Here is a 16596-nt window from a genome sequence, read left to right as displayed (position 1 = left end):
TCGACGAACCCGGCCATTGTTCGGCAGACCCGTTCTTGCACCGCGCTATTTGAAATCCCGTGTCTTCACCTTGATCTGGTCGATGTGCAGATGGGGGTCGATAATGTTCCGGGGCCTCGGCCCCTTCGGCATGCCGCGCGGATCGGGCGTCGGGCTGCCATGATGGAATTCGTCGCCGCGCCCATGCGGCAGGGGAAAGGCAGACTGCCGATCGCCGACGCAGGCCAGCTCGCCTGAGAGATCGCTCAGCCGATGAGCGACGAGATGGACCACCTCGCCTTCCCTTTGGATGCGACCATAAACGCCAATCATGCCGGCGCCGAGCACGACCCGGCGATATTTTTCGAAGACCTTGACCCACACCACCAGATTGGCGATGCCGGTCTCATCCTCGATCGTGATGAACATGACGCCCTTGGCCGAGCCAGGTCGTTGGCGGACCAGCACGAGGCCAGCCGCCTCCAGCCAGTGTCCGTCGCGCGCCTGCATGGCCTCACGACACGAGACGATGCGCTTGCGCCCCAGGTCGGCGCGCAGGAAGGAAACAGGATGGTCGCGCAGGGTCAGTCCAACATGTCCATAGTCCTCGACCACTTCGCCGCCGGCGGTCATCGCACGCAGCGCGACAAGGGGCTCCTGGATCTCCGATACCGTCCGCTGCTCGCGGCCGGAGGCCGCGGCAAACAGTGGCAGCGGTTCGTCGCGCAGTGCCTTGATCGCCCACAGGGCCTCACGCCTCGCCAGCAATAGGGATGGTTGGAAAGCGTCAGCCTGGGCGAGTTCAACCAGAGAGGCAGCAGGAACACCGGCACGGTGCCAGAGGTCATCCACCGACGCAAAGGGCTGGTCTGCGCGTGCGATGACGATGGTCGCAGCATCGGCGTTGGCAAGACCCCGGACCATGCGCAGACCAAGCCGGACAGCGAACCGACCGTCATCGGCGGTGGGCTCGAGCGTGCAATCCCAACGCGACGCGTTGATGCAGACAGGGCGCACCTCGACACCATGGTCACGTGCATCGCGAACGATCTGCGCCGGCGCGTAGAAGCCCATCGGCTGAGCATTGAGAAGAGCGGCGCAGAAGACATCGGGGTGATGGCATTTCATCCAGGACGAGGCGTAGGCGATCAGGGCGAAGCTGGCGGCATGGCTTTCGGGAAAGCCATAGCTGCCAAAGCCTTCGAGCTGCTTGAAGGTCTTTTCGGCGAACTCGCGCTCGTAGCCGTTCTTCACCATGCCGCCGATAAGCTTGGCGCCGAAGCTGGAAACGCCACCGGTGTGCTTGAATGTCGCCATGGCGCGGCGCAGTTGATCCGCTTCGCCTGGCGTGAAGCCGGCGCATTCAATCGCCACCCGCATCGCCTGCTCCTGGAACAGCGGCACGCCCAGCGTCTTTCCAAGCACCTTTTCGAGCTCAGGCTTGGGATAGACGACGTCTTCCTTGCCTTCGCGCCGGCGCAGATAGGGGTGGACCATGTCGCCCTGGATCGGACCTGGCCGAACAATCGCAACCTCGATGACAAGATCGTAGAAAGTACGCGGTTTGATGCGCGGCAGCATCGACATCTGGGCGCGGGATTCGATCTGGAAGGTGCCGAGCGTGTCGGCCTTGCGGATCATCGCATAGGTGCGTGGATCCTCGGCAGGGATCGTCGCGAGATCGAGAGTGATGCCCTTGTGCTCGGCCAGCAGATCGAAACCGCGCTTCATGCAGGACAGCATGCCGAGCGCCAGCACGTCCACCTTCATGAACTTCAACGCGTCGATGTCGTCCTTGTCCCATTCGATAACCTGACGATCCTTCATCGCGGCTGGCTCGATCGGCACCAGATCGTCGAGCCTGTCGCGGGTCAGGACGAAGCCGCCCGGATGTTGCGACAAATGCCGCGGCGCGCCGATCAACTGCCTGGCCAAGTCCAGCGCCAGACGCAGGCGACGGTCGCCGAGATTGAGGTTCAGCTCCTCGGCATGTTTCGGCTGGACGCCTTCGTCCGACCAGCCCCACACTTGCGAGGACAGCATCTTGATGAGGTCTTCGGGCAGTCCAAGCGCCTTGCCGACATCGCGCAAGGCGCCCTTCGAGCGATAGCGGATGACCGTCGAGCAGAGCGCGGCGTGTTCGCGGCCATAGGTTTCGAACACCCATTGCATGACGATTTCCCGACGCTCATGCTCGAAGTCGACATCGATGTCAGGCGGCTCACGCCGCTCCTCCGAGACGAAGCGTTCGAACAGCAGGTCATTGCGGTCGGGATCGATCGAGGTGATGCCGAGCACATAGCAGACGGCGCTGTTGGCTGCTGATCCCCTGCCCTGGCAGAGAATGCCCTGGCTGCGGGCAAAGCGAACGATCGAGTTGACCGTCAGAAAAAAAGGCGCGTATTGCAGCTTCTCAATGAGCTGCAACTCGTGCCTGAGCGTGCCAACGACCTTGTCCGGCACGCCCTCGGGAAAGCGCTCCGTCGCGCCCTCCCAGGTGAGTTTCTCCAGAGCTTGCTGCGGTGTCAGACCCGGCAGCATCCGCTCCTCGGGATATTGATAGGCAAGCTCGTCCAATGAGAACCGGCAGCGCTCGGCGATCTCGATCGTCCGCGCTAGCGCTTCGGGATAGCGGCTGAACAGCCGTGCCATTTCATCGGGCCGCTTCAGGTAGCGGTCGGCGTGCCGCTCGCGCCGAAACCCGGCATCATCGATCGTCACATTGTGCCGGATGCAGGTGACGACGTCCTGCAGGATGCGCCGTGACGGTTCGTGGAACAGGACATCATTGGTGACAACCGTTGGCACGTTGGCCTGTCCGGCAAGATTGGCCAGATCGTGCAGCCGCAGCGCCTCGTTGGGACGGCGCCGCAACGTCAGCGCCATATAGGCGCGATCGCCAAATGCGTCGCGCAGCCGGCGCCGCCAGAGTGAGCATGTGTCATCTGCCTGGTCGGGCACGAGCACTGCAAGGAGGCCCTCGCCATAGGCGACAACGTCAGCCCAATGAAGCACGCATTTTGCCTTGCCGCCACGCTTCTTGCCCAGCGACAGCAAGCGGCACAGCCGCGAGTAGGCCGGGCGATCGGTCGGGTAGACCAGGATGGAAATCTCTTCCACCAGATCCAGCCGGCAGCCGACGATCAGCCTGACGCCGGTTGCCTTTGCAGCCTCGTGGGCGCGGACAATGCCGGCCAGACTGTTGCGATCACAGATGGCAAGGGCGGGCATTCCCATGCTGGCTGCTTGCGCGAACAGTTCCTCACAGGAACTCGCGCCCCGCAGAAAGGAAAAATGCGAGGTGCATTGCAGCTCGACATAGCACGCGTTCATCCGAAGATGCCGTGCAGGAACCAGCGATGCGAGCCGGTCGCGGCATCCTCGCCATCGCCTGCGCGATAAATCCAGAACCGCTCGCCGGCTTCGTCCTCGACCTGGAAATAGTCGCGCACGGCAGTTAGCTCGGCGTCGCGCTTCCACCATTCGCCGAAAACCCGCTCAGGTCCATCGGCGCGCTTGATCCGTCGACGGATGCCTTTCCAGGTGAAGCTCGCCGGCGGATGGTCCGGTAGCAGCGCAATGGCCTCGATCGGCTCCGGCACGGTAAACAAGCGAGCCGGACGCGGCCAATGGTCTGGCCATGCGTCGCCGGTCTCAGCCGATGCAGCGGCTACACGCCGGAAAGATCGCTCGGGCACATCGCTGGCAACCGGGGTAAACCGATAGAGCTTTTCCTCACCGACACGGTTGCCGAGTGTGTCGATCAAATCCGAGATGTCTGCATCCCGTTGCTCGATCAGCGACGAAACGGTCTGCCTGGGAGCGAGTGATTCTGCCAAGGGCGCGGACAACCGCATCAGCTCGATGCCGAAGCCCGGATCGACCGTCTCGATCTTGTCGCAGAGCAGCCGCGTCAGCCGCTTCACATCACGGACAGGCAAGGCCGTGCCGACGCGAATGGCTTCGACGCGGTTGTCGACGCGGTAGAGCAGCAGGTCAAGCCGCCGGGCGCCGAACCCTTTGGTCTCCAGCCCGACACACAGCGCCTGAACAAGCTTGCCGACATAGCGCGCGATTGTCTCGGCCGCACTGATGGGCTCGCCAAAGGCGCGCCTTACCTCGACCACATCGACCGGCCGCACTGGCTCTATCGGCTCGGCGAGACGTCCAGCAGCCTGGTCAAGCCGGCGGCCGAGTTCCGGCCCGAAGCGCAGCGCCAGTGGGGCGCGCGGCTGCTGCAGAAGCTCACCCACCCTGTCGAAGCCCAAAACCCGCAGACCGCTGACGATCTCATCGGGCAAACGCAATGCTGCGATGGGCAGAGGAAGGATCGCATCGCAGGTTGCGTTGACCGCGACCACGCTCACGGCTTGCCTGACATATCGCGCAAAGGCATGAGCAGCACCCCAGCTATCCGCTATGGCTGCGCGCGCCGAGAAGCCGACCTTGCCGAGACGTTCGACCATATCTGCGAGCATCAAGCGTTCACCGCCATGAAGATGATCGGCGCCCGTGGTATCCATCACCAATCCGTCGGGAGGATCTGCTGCGACAATCGGCGCGTACCGCCGCAAAGCCCACAGGGCCAACCGATCCAATGCCTGCGCGTCTGCTTCAGGTTCGGCATCCATGACCGCCAGCCCCTGGACGAGGGCCTGTGCCTTCGTCGCGGGCATTCCGACGCGCAGGCCCGCTTCTGTTGCCGCGCGATCCACCGCAGTCACCAGGCGACGATTACCGTGCCGCCCGACCAGCACCAAAGGCTTATCCGGTGGCGGCGAGACGTCGCCCAATTTCCTTCTGAGCCGGTCGGTCGACCAGCTTGGAAGGAACAGCGAGACGACCCTTTGCATCACAAGCCTCCACTTCGATATCGAGTGTTTCCCCTCCACGAGACCGGATCAGTTCAAGTTGCCATCGCGCCCGGCCAACGCCGGGCACAGGCAGCGGTCGCGACGGCAGCACGGAAACCCGCCAGCGGGTGACGGACGCCGTCGGCTGCCCGAAATCGGCGGCTTCGGTCTGGCGGCGCCAGCGGCGGATCGCGATGCCGATCGCGCCGGAGCCTTCCGATGCCAGTTGCAACCGGCGCGAGGCAGTCATGGACAGGCGCGCCACTTCCGCGACCACAGCCCCAAGTCCGACATGCCGCAGGCCTTCCTCGAAGCAGGCGAGCAAGGATTTGTCGTCACCGGCTTCGACATAGATCACCCGGTCGGGATGCAGTCCGACCTGTGCGATTGCCGGTGCAAACAGATCCTGGCGCGTCACGCACCACAGCACCTTGCCTTGCGTCCTGGCCGCAATGCCTGCAGCAAAAAGCGACGCGGCAGCGCCATCGATTGCACCATTGCCGCCGCCGGCAACTTCATGAAGTGCGCCAAGCGCCACGCCCCCGCCTGGCAGATGACTGTCGATCGAGGAGATACCGAATGGGAGCACCGCTCTTTTGCGCGCGTTACCGCCTTCGAGACGCGCAATGCGATCTCGCAGATCGGAAATAGCAGCGTTTGGCGTCGATGCACTCATCTGTCCCCTGAACGCGACATGGTGGCGGAATGTTCCTCATTTGTTCCCTTCCTAATGAAGAGTCAATGGGATGGCGAGGTGGCGCTGCGGAAGAAATGTTTGTGGCGACCGCCCGGTGGCATCGACAGAACCGTTTGCCAGCAGGACGAGGCGTCGAAGCCACCTGTCCTGTTGGGATGTTCGCGCCGGCGGCTGGCGGCGCCCAAGGAAAAACGGCGTATAAACCGCAGTCCTGCGCGCGTCCGCAATTGCGGACATTGTCGCGCGCGGGACGGAGGAAATTCGCCCCCGCCGCGGGCGGTTAACAGGACAGCCGTAGGAGCGTCAGCATAGCGCCGGCCGCAGGACGGGACGCGGGACCGACTGTCCCCGTCCGCGGTGGTCCGCGTGTAGCATCGGCCATGAATGCAGTTGCGTTGGGATTGAGCACGAAGCCTCAACCGATTGCCAGATCTCCCTATCCAATTGGAAAAAAACCATTTTTCCAAACCATCAGGAGTCTATTGACACCTTTGTTCTTATTTTGTTCACTGTTGGTGATTGATACTGGAGGCGAACCGTGGAACTTCGCTTGAACATTGAAGGTGCAACGCCCGAGGAACTGGCACGCGGGATCGCGGCAGCCGAAGCAGTCTTCTCGCGCGCCGGCATTACGGCTTTGCAAGGCGCGGAAGGTTTGTTCGCGTTGGAAGGCTGGGATATCAAGGGCTTCCCGGAAGACGACCAGCCAACCGAGGACGAGGACCAGGCTGCTTCGGTCTGGATGGAAGCCGACGAGGCTGCGACGACTGCATGTTGTGCGGGCTGGCCGGAGGATAAAGTTCCGGGCCATCAGATCATGGAGCTGATCGACGTGCCCCGAACGAGATTGCAGGCCGAGGCGCTCCCGGACACGTGGCCGGCGCGCAAACAGCTCTATCCCGATGTTGTCACCCGGTGGAGACCACGACCGGGCCGGACCGCCAGATCGATTTCGATATTGCCTTCGTTCTTGGTTGGGTGCCCGAGCGGCCGACGCTGGATCAGGTCGAGCCGCTTTCGGAAAATGGCGACCGTATCCCCTTCTTCACCAGCAACCTCGCCCAGGTGGAAGAAATGGCTCGCAAGGCACTCAAGGACTGGACGATCTAGATTGACCAGGACCCCTACGATGCCCACGTTTTCGATCCTGCAGCCAGCGAAGACGGTGAAGAATTGCGGATCGCACTGACCCTGGCGATGATGCGCGGCCAGTCGATGCATTTCGATTAGCGGTGAACGGGTTACACGGCCAACGTCGATCGATCGTGCTTGGCCACTCCAGGTCGCACGCTGGATGGCTAAAAACCTGACCAGCCCACACCGCACCCGAGGAGAGAACAATGTCAGAAAAACCACCCTATATGCCGACCGGCATTGGAACAGGCATGATGAGCGACGACGAGACCAAGGTCGGCGTTCTGATATTCGAAACGGCGCAAGGGAACTTCGACTTCGCAGTCAATCTGCAGGCAGTCGATATCCTCACCAAGGCCATCAACAAGATCGAGATGCATCTTCGCTCCGGCAAGACGCGCTGAGTGTCCGACGATGTGCCAGATCAGAGAAGCCGAAGCCAGGACCTTCGGGAGATCACGCAGGGACCAGGCATCGTGTGGCGGGTCGGCTGGGCGTCGCAAATCCGTTGTCAGTCGCCGACTGGCTCGGCTGGAGGAAACGCTCGGAAGCCAGTGCTCTCGCGCACGACTCGCGGCGCCGGGTTGACGGACTGCCGCTGCGATCGATCACGACTTGCTCACGCTGCATGCCGGCGGTCGGTGGGCCCGGCGATGTAGCGCTCTCCCGTTAACATCGTTCCCCGGATTTGGGAGGGCCGGCTAAGTCTTGGTCGACCAATTTCGACAGGACAGCCGTCAATCTGGATTGCCCGTTTGCCGTCCAACGCGACCGAAGTTCTTCGCCCGCTGGTTCGCACCGGGTCATTCTCCGTCTTCTCTGCGACGATCGCGACGCGTGGCGTGCGTCACTGGCGGCCATTTTAGCATCAGCTTGACAAGTTAATTGCCCCAAAGCAGTTTCGGTGTGTGAAAAGGGAGGAACAGCTATGAAAAAAGCCTATGAAAAGCCAGTCCTGACCAAGCGGGGAATTCTTTCCTCAATCACGGCGCAAGTCATCGAGTCGGGTCTTTCTGCGACCTGAGCAGGTCTTTGACCACTGGAAGCCCGCTGGCTCCGGCTGGCGGGCTTTTTGGTCTTCAGGGCGTGGATTAGGTCCTGACCGACAAAGGGTGCTACATGGGCGATGAAGAATGCCCGCCCAGCGTACGTTGTCTACGCACCACCGCTGATCGGCCTTCCGTTCCTGGCTGTGAATACTGGCTCTGGATGGGACGACCATCGCAACGCCCTTTGACACCGCAGATGAAGCGGCCGCCCACAACAAGGTGATGGCGGTTACAGGTGCGATACGGCAAAGCGGACTTGATAACCACAAATAGGAGAACCCGTCCATGAGACTGCTACGCATCACACCGATTGTCATTCTTGCCTGTGCCTTGGCCCTTGCGGCCTGCGCCAACACCGTCCGAGGCGTCGGCAGGGACGTCAAATCGACGGCCAACGCAGTCGACGACACGGTCAATAAACCCTGATGCAGAGGACCGTCACGGTCATCGAGAAGACAACGGGCCGCGTGATCGGAGCTCTGCCGATCGATCTTGCGCAGCAGAATCACGAGGCTTCCGATGATCAGTATTTCACCAAGGCGTTCGAAGCCGCCATGGACAGCGGCCTTATTAGTGAGGCCGACAAGCATGCGGTTGAATTCCGGCTTGAGTAAAGTTGACGTTGCGACGGCTTTCTGTCGCGTATCGGGGTTTGTGGTTGCATGGTTTTGCACCTCAGCCATCCATCAGGGGTGAATCAACACACCGTCTAGTCCAACTATCCCTAGGCACGGCCCGCCGCTGCTATGAATGGGGCGGCGGGTTTTTGACCCGGAGGCGAGCAGCAGCCGCTACTCAGACCCACTCAGTAGAGCAAGTCGGCGTATCGGTAGGCGAACACTCGGCCATTGCTCTCGTCGGTCACCTCAAAAAAGTAGTTTCCGGATCGGTGGAGCGTCAGTGGCCTTTTCGTTGCCTGTGCGGCGGCGCAATAGGATGTCGGGGCCTCAGCCCGGTATTCCGCTATCACCTGGCCCGCAAGATATTCTCGGATTTGATACGCCACGGTCAGCCCCCGGGGTCCGAATCATACATTAGAGATATCTAACATTTCCCTTTTGGCGAGACGGGGTGTACTTTAGTTACCGCTGGGTTTCCTAGCGACCTACACTGCCCGCTGCCGAGAGGTGGCGGGCCTTTTCGTTTATGTGTGGAACGCCGCAATCCAATGGGAGTTGAAATTCTGTCACCGCCCCTTCCGTGGAGGCGATAATGGCCACGGACGTACAGCCGTGCTCGGCCCGCTCCCGCTTCCTCAGTGGGCGGGCCATCTCGCGGGTCGCTCACTAGCAGCATCTGGTGCACCATGCCGTCAACCTCGATACGCAGGTTCGAATACAATCCGGACACCAGGGTTCTATCGGTGTGGTTTGTAGCGAGCGGCAGGCAGTACGACTTTCTGGACGTGCCGCCTGATACCTACGCCGATTTTAAAACTGCCTTTGCCAAGGGCCGCTATTTCAACGATCGCATCCGCAACCATTTCGCGTTCCGGCCTGTGGCAAGCTCCGGCTCCAGCGGCTCATGCTGAGGCAGATTGTGCCAAGCGACCTGGCGGAAGTCGCGCATGTCGAACTGCTGGCCGCACACCGGACAGGTCATAAAATTGTTGCGCTCGTCGGCAGGCTCGCCGCCGTGCTGCTTGCCGGGAATCGGCGGTCCAAGGTCGGATAGCTTCGTCATAACTGTCAAACATTCAATTCGTCTAAAATGTTCCGGAACCATTTTAGCGCGCGCTAATTGAATCGCACTATGCGAGTCGGCGCATGCCTCTGAAGTTCATCAAGCCCATGGAGCCCGAGCTGGTCGACACGCCACCGCAGGGCGACGAATGGCTCCATGAGATCAAATTCGACGGGTATCGCACCCAAATCATCAAGGATGAAAACGGAATCCGGCTGTTCACCAAGAATGGTTACGACTGGACCGGCCGCTACATCGAACTTGCCGGAGAGGCGGAGGCGATCGAGGCCGAAAGTTTCATCATCGATGGCGAGACTATCACGGTCGACGAGGCCGGACGGTCCGACTTCCACGCCCTGCAATCAGCCGTTACCCGCCGTAAGCCGTCGCGCGACCTGTATTTGGTGGCGTTCGATCTCCTGCACCTGAACGGGCACGATCTGCGCAACATGCCGGTGGAAGACCGCCGCGAGATCCTGCAGGCATTGATACCAGCCGTCGGCCGCATTCAGGTCAGCAAAGCTATGCCCGGCACTGGCGATGCGGTTTATCACCTAGTCGACAGGGCAGGGCTGGAGGGCATGGTCTCAAAGCGCAAGGATAGCGTCTACCGCAGCGGGCCGACGATGAACTGGCGCAAGATCAAGTGCTATGCCGAAAAGGAAATGGACATCATTGGCGTGCAGCGCGAGGCCGGAAAGCCCGCGATGGTGCTCATGGCCGACAAGGGTCGCTATGCTGGCGGCGCGTTCGTTGCCTTTAAAGCCGACAAGCGTCAGCGACTATGGGATCGCGTGCAAGGGAAGGTCGGGGGACCAGTGCCGATCGGTCTAAAGAAAGAAAAGGCCGAATGGCTCAAGCCTGGTCTGGTCGGTCGCGTGCGGTTCCTGAAGGGCGAGGAGAAGCTTCGCCATGCGAAGCTGCTGGACTACCGGGAGGAATAATTCTTGGGCTGCTGGCAATGAGTGCCCACGTTGCGGAACAGAACCGTGTGGCTGGCGTTGTGCCGACATCTGCACGTCTACGAGCAGCCTAGACACATCGGGCTTTGACCGCGACACGATAGCCAGAAGGTCACCGAATGGACCTTTAAAGTCATGGCAGCGGGAGATCCGATCGAGGTGGTGGATGACCCGGTACTCGCACCCGACGAGAAACGTGCCGTGCTCAAGAACTGGGCCTGGAACGAGTACCTGATCGACCTGGCCACCGCAGAAGGCATGCCGGAAAATGCACGTCCGACGCGACGGGACGAGGTTGAACTCGCTCTGCTGGCGTTGGAGGGCCGCACCCAGACATTCCAGACTCGGCTCAGCCCGGTATGCTCCCGGACAGCCGCATGATTGGAGGCAAGAATGGACCCACTGATCGTCTTCGACGCCCAACCGACCATCCCGAACCCCTTCGCGAGCTCACCTAGCTCGTGCGAGTTCACCCGCGGCGCGGCATGCGCCAGATGCCTGACTAATAGGCCGTGACCAGCGATCCCACGCGGCCGCTGCCGTACCGGTGACACCCGAAGCCAAGCCCATGAGCTCCAGCGGGTACCCTCGGCGCTGGCTGTCTTCACTCCTGCATCATCCTTTAGCTTGCCGACAGGAATAGTTCGTGGGGAGCGACAAAGAGATGGCCGGTCGCGCGTGATGGCGCGGCTCGGCCTGAGAAGTAATTGGATCGGGCGGCCAAAGGACTATCCCCGTGCCATCGCTTTCGGCCGCAAGCGACTTCTCGGCGCCCGCAAACTGCCTGCGCTTTTCGGCCAGTTCTGCAGTGAATGCGAAGCTTCTGCCATCACGAGATTGGTAGATCCCATGCTCGAGTGCAGAGACCAGCTTTGCAATTAGCGAAAGCCCGGCATCCTGGCGAACAACGGCACCCTTCAATGACGGCCGGGTAGGTTGAGCTCTATCCAGGCTGGCGCATGATCACTCGGTTTTTCCCAGCCGCGCAAATCAGCGTCCACCCCGGCATCACGTAACCTGGACGAAAGTGACGGGCTGACGAGGAGATGGTCCATGCGCAGGCCGGAACTCCTGTCGAAACCGCCACGATACGAAAAGTTCCAATACGTATAGATGCCCTTCTCCGGATGGAAACGGCGGACAGCATCGATCCAGCCATAACCAAGCATTTCGGCGTAAGCTTGCCGGCTCTCCGGAAAGTAGACCGCGTCGCCTAGCCAACGTCCTGGCACCGCGGCATCGATCGGCGTTGGCACGACATTATAGTCGCCGCACAGAACGCACGGGGGTCCTTCCCTGAGCAGTACCTGGCTGTAACTGATCAGACGATCGAACCATCGGAGCTTGTAGTCGAATTTCGGGCCAGGCGCTGGATTGCCGTTGGGCAGGTACAGACAGCCGATCACGATCCCATCCACCTCCGCCTCGATATACCGGCTGTGAGTATCGTCAGGATCACCCGGGAGGCCACGCCGACGCTCCAGCGGCTCTTTCCCTCGGGCGAGTACAGCTACACCGTTATAAGACTTCTGCCCATGCCAGACGGCACCGTAACCGGCGTTCCTGATGGCTTCGGCGGGAAATTTCTCATCCGAGGTCTTCAATTCCTGAAGGCATACGATGTCATAGTTGGTCTGACCTAGCCATCTGATGAGCACCGGCAGGCGACCGTTCACGCCATTCAAATTAAAGGTCGCGATGCGGGTCATTGCATTATGCCGGCGGCGGGGTTGTCAGTCTTGCAGGCAGCCTCGCCAATAACCGCCGCTCCTTTTCCATACCGGCGCATATCTCGTGCCCGGGCTGGCGACCGATGTGTCTCGATGCCATGTTTCACCTCCTGCGCCCTCCCCTCTTCTGGCACGCGACCGACCCTTTTGGGGAGGCTCGCCCGCAGCCGATCTCTCGTTTCGATTTAGACGGTGTAGTCCTCTCAGCTCCTTAACCGCGGGACGGGGGGAAAGTTTCACTACAGCTTTGGCATTTGGCATCGGTTCAGGGGTCCGGAGGCTTGCGAGGCCGATGAACCTTTAGGGCCGTCACTGCGTTCCCTGCGACAAAACGCGAACGATGCATTCCAATGGATCACAACCCACGTCCCGGGCCGCAGAAGCAGGAGGCAAGTGGCGCCGAAGCCCGCTTTTCCTTCGATCGAATGGCCGTCGAGCGGTTTCAGCAAGCTTTTCCGCGCGCAAGATGGAGTGACGAGCGCAAGAGCTGGTTCGTACCCGGCACGACGGCAGCCCGGCGGATTGAACGCTGGCTAGCGCAAGAGGCAGCGCTACGGACGCCCCACGAGGACAGCAAGGGACGAGATGCGTTCGCCTTCGATCCAATATCGAGCCAATATCTGGAGATCGCGGACGACCTGCGCATTCGTACGCCCTACTCGAGGACAGTGCTTGAAGAGTTGCGCGCCGTCCCGTGGTCGGGTTGGGACGACGAATTGCGGGCCTGGAGAGTTCCATTTCGCTCATATGACGAACTCCGGCGCCGGTGGCCAAGCATCGAAAAAGCTGCTCGCAATGCCGAGCCGGAGGAAAGGAAACGGCGACGTGTGGACGCCAGAAATACTGAAGCCTACAGAACCTCGCGCCAACTGGCTGCTGAACGCCGGCGTCACCGCTATCCGTTGCCAACTCACGATCAACCTCGCCTGGGTCGCGCTGTCGCAACCGAGCTCTACGGGGTCGTCGTCTTCACTGACATTTCCGGTGAAGTGGTCGTGCCATCAGACGCAACTGCCCTTTATCCTCACGCAATGGCTTCGAACGGCGAGTTGGTTTGGGGCAGATGGCGCTCGGCTACGCTGGGCGAACTTGTAAGGACATGGCCCGCAAGGGTGGCCGCTGGACCGACCGAACGCCTGAGGGGTTGGTGGTGGCCAACACTTGCCGAGCTTAGAGTTGCGCGTCGAAAAGCCCGCAGTCGAGAGCGTATTAGGCGAAGTCGCAGCTGGCAGATGTGACGCTCGCATCCGGCCGTGCGGCTGCCACGAAGGTCGCTAATCGGGGCTGTCCGTCGAGCGGACTTCAGGCAGGTTTACGGCAGCACGATGTCACCCGCGTTGAATCATGGGCGTGAGTTTCGACAGAGCGTCATTCGGCCCCCGCTCAAGCGTCAGCTTCACCAGTGTCACTCCGGCCGAGCTATCCCGGAAGGAACGGGGCGCCATGAAGGCCGTTGGATGCTTTTCAGCGAGAAGTCGCCATGCACCTCTTCCAAATCCTGCTTCCTCGCGCGGACAATGACGGCCGGCCATTTGAGCGGGAAGCTTTCGATCGGGTCAAGGAAGAGCTGGCTGCCCGGTTCGATGGCGTCACTACCTTCAGGCGCCAGCAGAGGGGTTGTGGCGAAAGGGTGCCGACTCCGCCATCGATGAAATTGTCATCTTCGAGGTCATGGCGGAAGAAGCCGACTTGTCCGATTGGTGCGCCCGCCGCTCCGAACTGGAGCGCCGTTTCCGGCAAGACAGGGTAATCATCCGTTACATGCCGATGGCATTGGTCTAGCGCGACACCGTCGTCGCGTTCGCGATCCTCGCGTTCAGCGAGATATTTTGAACGATGAAGTGTGTCCAGGTGGGAAAGCGCCCCGCCGGTTGAAATGTTGGTGTTCAAGACCGGACCGGGAGTTTCAGTCTGCGCCGCTGTGGGATTGTGCGTGTGATCTCTTGGACCAATCTGAGGCGGTTCCGGTCCGGCGCGACAAAGGACGGATGGCGGGACCGTTGAGAACGGCTCCATCCGGCGCGAACTGGGAGCCATGGCAGGGGCAGTCCCAGCACTGCTCGGTCGAATTCCAATGGACGATGCAGCCGAGATGCGTGCAACTGGCGGAATGCATGTGCATTCCACCGTTTTGGTCACGGCACACGGCGAGTTTTCTCAAACCATCGCGGAGAATACCGCCCTGACCGGGTTCCAGATCGGCGGCTGATTTGATCTCGCCGGGCAACAGATACTCCGCGAAATTCTTCAACGCCGTCAGATTCTCGCTAACGTAGTTCGCCAATGCCAAGGGAGGCTTGCGATCGGGGGCATAAACCTCCTCCCACACACTGGACCCACCGACGACAAGGTCCCGGATGAGCAGGCCAGCCAACGCTCCGTGGGTGATTCCTTGTCCTGAATCCCCGGTAGCGATAAAGACGTTCTTGCTGCAAGGATTGCGGCCGATGAATCCGCAATAATCGATCGTGTCGAGAACCTGGCCAGACCAACGCGCTGCTTCCTCGCCCAGTTCCGGGACAAGGGCGCGGATCCAGGCGTCCAATGCATCGAAACGCGCCGAGCCGTCATCGGCTTCGCCAGATTTATGATCACGACCGCCCGCAATTAGATAGTCGATGTCACCCTCCCCGGGTTGGAGACGAACGTAGTAGTAGGGATCGTCCATATCCCAATAGAGCGCGTCCGGAAGAGTTGCTTTGGGCAGCTCGAATGCCATCGCATAGGTCCGATAGGGCGCCATCTTGCTGTGGATGGCCACCACCGTATTGACCGGCGAGTTTGTGGCAAACACGGCGTTATCGGCTGTGATGGTTGCGCCCCCTTCGACGCGAAGGCGGATCTGTTCACCCTCCTCGATCTCGGTGACGGCACTTTCGGCAAAAGCCTTGCCTCCGCGCTCCCGGAAATCGTCAAGCAGGGCACGAAGATATTTCAGTGGGTGAAACGTGGCCTGATCGGGATAGCGTAGCACCGGCGCCGCCTCATGGCCTTTCAACGGAACGCCGCGGCCGTGGTCTGCGATTGCACCAACCTTGCCAGCCGCTTCATACTCTTCATCACATTGCTTGGTGGCTTCATTTTCGTCCATCCAGGCTGCGGGAAAAAGAAATCCGTCGAGCCGACGAAAGTCGCAGTCTATTTCAAGATCGCTGACGTGTTCCTCGATCCGGTCGACAGCGGCTTGCTGGCTCTCTTGAAAACCTCGAGCGAGATCCTCGCCGCGGATTTTGACGAGTTCGCTTAGGCCGTCGTCGCAGATCGGGGCCAAGTGGGCGGTCGTGCGGCAAGTCATCCCACCGAGCAGCCGCCCCCTGTCAACCAGCACCACTGACTGTCCCGCCAGCGCAAGTTCGTAGGCAATAGAAACGCCGGCCATCCCCGCCCCCACCACCGCCACATCGCATCGCACATCCTGTTCCAGTTGCGGGGCCGAGGGCAACTCCGTGTCCTTCATCCAAAAAGATTTCGTGGCTTCGTCACTGACGTTCATCGCTGCCTCCAACCTGGCTGCGCGTCTAACGGTCGGAACTGCATTTTGATCCGAAATGTGCAAACGAATCCAAATTGTTTGCTCCCTTGCGCGGAAATGGGACTACCAACGGGTAGACCGTCGCAGATCGTGATGGCCGACATCGGCTAGGACAAAGCGTCTCGTTGGCCGCGACAAGAGGTCGTTTAAGGAGCCTGACGATGTCGGGCGCTCGCTCCCAGGGGGTTCGTCGAGCCGATCATGGCTCAGGACGAAGCCACCGGGAAAGCCGCAGCCGCCGATCATCGAGATTCAGATTCAGCCCTGTGGCTCGCTGCGCGTGGACGGCTTCGACATGGCCCCAAATCTGCGAGGACAGAAGTCTGGTCATGTCTCGGGCAATCCGAGCGCCTTTCCCACATCGCGGATGGTACCCTTGGTACCCATTGCATGACGATCTCGCGCCGCTCGTTGCTCAACCTTCGAACAGGAGATTGCTGCGTTCGGGATCAATGGAGGTGATGCCGAGCACGTAACACACGGCGGAATTGGCGGCCGAGCCGCGGCCCTGGCACAGAATGTCCTGGCTGCGGGCGATACGAACGATCGAGTTCACGGCCAAAAATACGGCGCGTAGACTGGAAAAAGACGGCTGACCTGCTCGGCTTTGGGCCGGCGTTGCCTTTTCGGTTTTGCAGCAGCAAGACAGTCCATCACGCCCTACATCGTAGAAGATGCCGCAAGTCTTCCGAATGCGGGGAAAGGCGGTAGCGCTCTCCCGTACCAATCCCCGATGGGCAAAGAGCCTTTCCCATTTGCACGCCGCAGCCGCCGACTACACCCCGAGCCGAACGCAGGCCCTTCACTGCGCCAAGAAAATCCGCCTACGCATTAGGCACGGTACATTTCTGGTCTTGCAGAAAGGCGAAGCATTGAGGCGATATTCGCCCACGCTTCAACCAATCACCGTGCACCGGATTGAGCGAGCGCTCGATCGCGTGGCCGAGATAATCGTCGGGCGCGACGACCAAGGCGAG

General features: G+C 60.8%; 13 protein-coding genes and 1 pseudogene. 7 read left to right on the top strand and 7 right to left on the bottom strand.

All coding sequences use genetic code 11. The features are described from left to right. Nucleotides 1-45: 45 nt before the first annotated feature. From AC0L24_RS30265 to AC0L24_RS30255, 3 genes are read right to left on the bottom strand one after another with little or no spacing between them, the layout of a single operon-like run. Entirely contained in the window at nucleotides 46-3312 is a 3267-nt protein-coding gene (locus tag AC0L24_RS30265; RefSeq protein WP_473564688.1) for an error-prone DNA polymerase, read from the bottom strand. Next, complete coding sequence (locus AC0L24_RS30260) at nucleotides 3309-4832, bottom strand: Y-family DNA polymerase (RefSeq protein ID WP_127395389.1); 1524 nt, start codon at nucleotides 4830-4832, stop codon at nucleotides 3309-3311. The genes AC0L24_RS30265 and AC0L24_RS30260 overlap by 4 nt, the downstream gene beginning before the upstream one ends. After that, entirely contained in the window at nucleotides 4744-5508 is a 765-nt protein-coding gene (locus AC0L24_RS30255) for an ImuA family protein (RefSeq protein ID WP_127807866.1), read from the bottom strand. The genes AC0L24_RS30260 and AC0L24_RS30255 overlap by 89 nt, the downstream gene beginning before the upstream one ends. Nucleotides 5509-6444: 936 nt before the next feature. On the opposite strand from AC0L24_RS30255, the gene AC0L24_RS30250 reads away from it, so the two are divergent. From AC0L24_RS30250 to AC0L24_RS30230, 5 genes are all read left to right on the top strand, one after another. Then, nucleotides 6445-6639, top strand: coding sequence for a hypothetical protein (locus tag AC0L24_RS30250; RefSeq protein ID WP_245481798.1), 195 nt, complete (start codon nucleotides 6445-6447; stop codon nucleotides 6637-6639). 230 nt (nucleotides 6640-6869) lie between these two features. Then, nucleotides 6870-7067 (top strand): hypothetical protein, encoded by a 198-nt coding sequence (locus AC0L24_RS30245; protein WP_127266529.1) that lies wholly within the window; start codon nucleotides 6870-6872, stop codon nucleotides 7065-7067. Nucleotides 7068-7997: 930 nt separating this feature from the next. Then, nucleotides 7998-8138 carry an entericidin A/B family lipoprotein gene (locus tag AC0L24_RS30240; RefSeq protein ID WP_127395386.1) on the top strand — a complete coding sequence of 47 codons (141 nt, stop codon included), beginning with the start codon at nucleotides 7998-8000 and terminating at the stop codon, nucleotides 8136-8138. Beyond that, entirely contained in the window at nucleotides 8138-8326 is a 189-nt protein-coding gene (locus AC0L24_RS30235; protein WP_236383367.1) for a hypothetical protein, read from the top strand. The genes AC0L24_RS30240 and AC0L24_RS30235 overlap by 1 nt, the downstream gene beginning before the upstream one ends. A 692-nt stretch (nucleotides 8327-9018) precedes the next feature. Then, nucleotides 9019-9243, top strand: coding sequence for a KTSC domain-containing protein (locus tag AC0L24_RS30230; protein WP_164873705.1), 225 nt, complete (start codon nucleotides 9019-9021; stop codon nucleotides 9241-9243). On the opposite strand, the gene AC0L24_RS30225 is transcribed toward AC0L24_RS30230, so the two are convergent. Next, nucleotides 9168-9437 carry a hypothetical protein gene (locus AC0L24_RS30225; protein WP_245481799.1) on the bottom strand — a complete coding sequence of 90 codons (270 nt, stop codon included), beginning with the start codon at nucleotides 9435-9437 and terminating at the stop codon, nucleotides 9168-9170. The two genes, AC0L24_RS30230 and AC0L24_RS30225, sit on opposite strands and share 76 nt — an antisense overlap. Before the next feature lie 41 nt (nucleotides 9438-9478). On the opposite strand from AC0L24_RS30225, the gene AC0L24_RS30220 reads away from it, so the two are divergent. Together AC0L24_RS30220 and AC0L24_RS30215 are read left to right on the top strand one after the other, a co-directional pair. Next, complete coding sequence (locus AC0L24_RS30220) at nucleotides 9479-10339, top strand: ATP-dependent DNA ligase (RefSeq protein WP_127807867.1); 861 nt, start codon at nucleotides 9479-9481, stop codon at nucleotides 10337-10339. 153 nt (nucleotides 10340-10492) lie between these two features. After that, nucleotides 10493-10738: a hypothetical protein gene (locus AC0L24_RS30215; protein ID WP_127807868.1), complete on the top strand. Its 246-nt coding sequence runs from the start codon at nucleotides 10493-10495 to the stop codon at nucleotides 10736-10738. Nucleotides 10739-11274: 536 nt separating this feature from the next. Here the strand turns inward: AC0L24_RS30215 and xth are convergent. The 3 genes and pseudogenes from xth to dnaE2 form a co-directional block, all read right to left on the bottom strand. Further along, on the bottom strand, nucleotides 11275-12066 hold the full coding sequence (gene xth / locus AC0L24_RS30210) for an exodeoxyribonuclease III (RefSeq protein ID WP_127807869.1): 792 nt from the start codon (nucleotides 12064-12066) through the stop codon (nucleotides 11275-11277). Nucleotides 12067-13993: 1927 nt separating this feature from the next. Then, on the bottom strand, nucleotides 13994-15580 hold the full coding sequence (locus AC0L24_RS30205) for an FAD-dependent oxidoreductase (RefSeq protein ID WP_127395383.1): 1587 nt from the start codon (nucleotides 15578-15580) through the stop codon (nucleotides 13994-13996). 225 nt (nucleotides 15581-15805) lie between these two features. Next, nucleotides 15806-16184: pseudogene (gene dnaE2 / locus AC0L24_RS30200) on the bottom strand (error-prone DNA polymerase); the annotation flags it as partial. Nucleotides 16185-16596 lie beyond the last annotated feature (412 nt).

This window comes from Mesorhizobium sp. WSM4809 (genome assembly GCF_055811655.1).
Note: the sequence above shows the minus strand (reverse complement) of the source record. Positions and strands in the feature narration are given on the sequence as shown.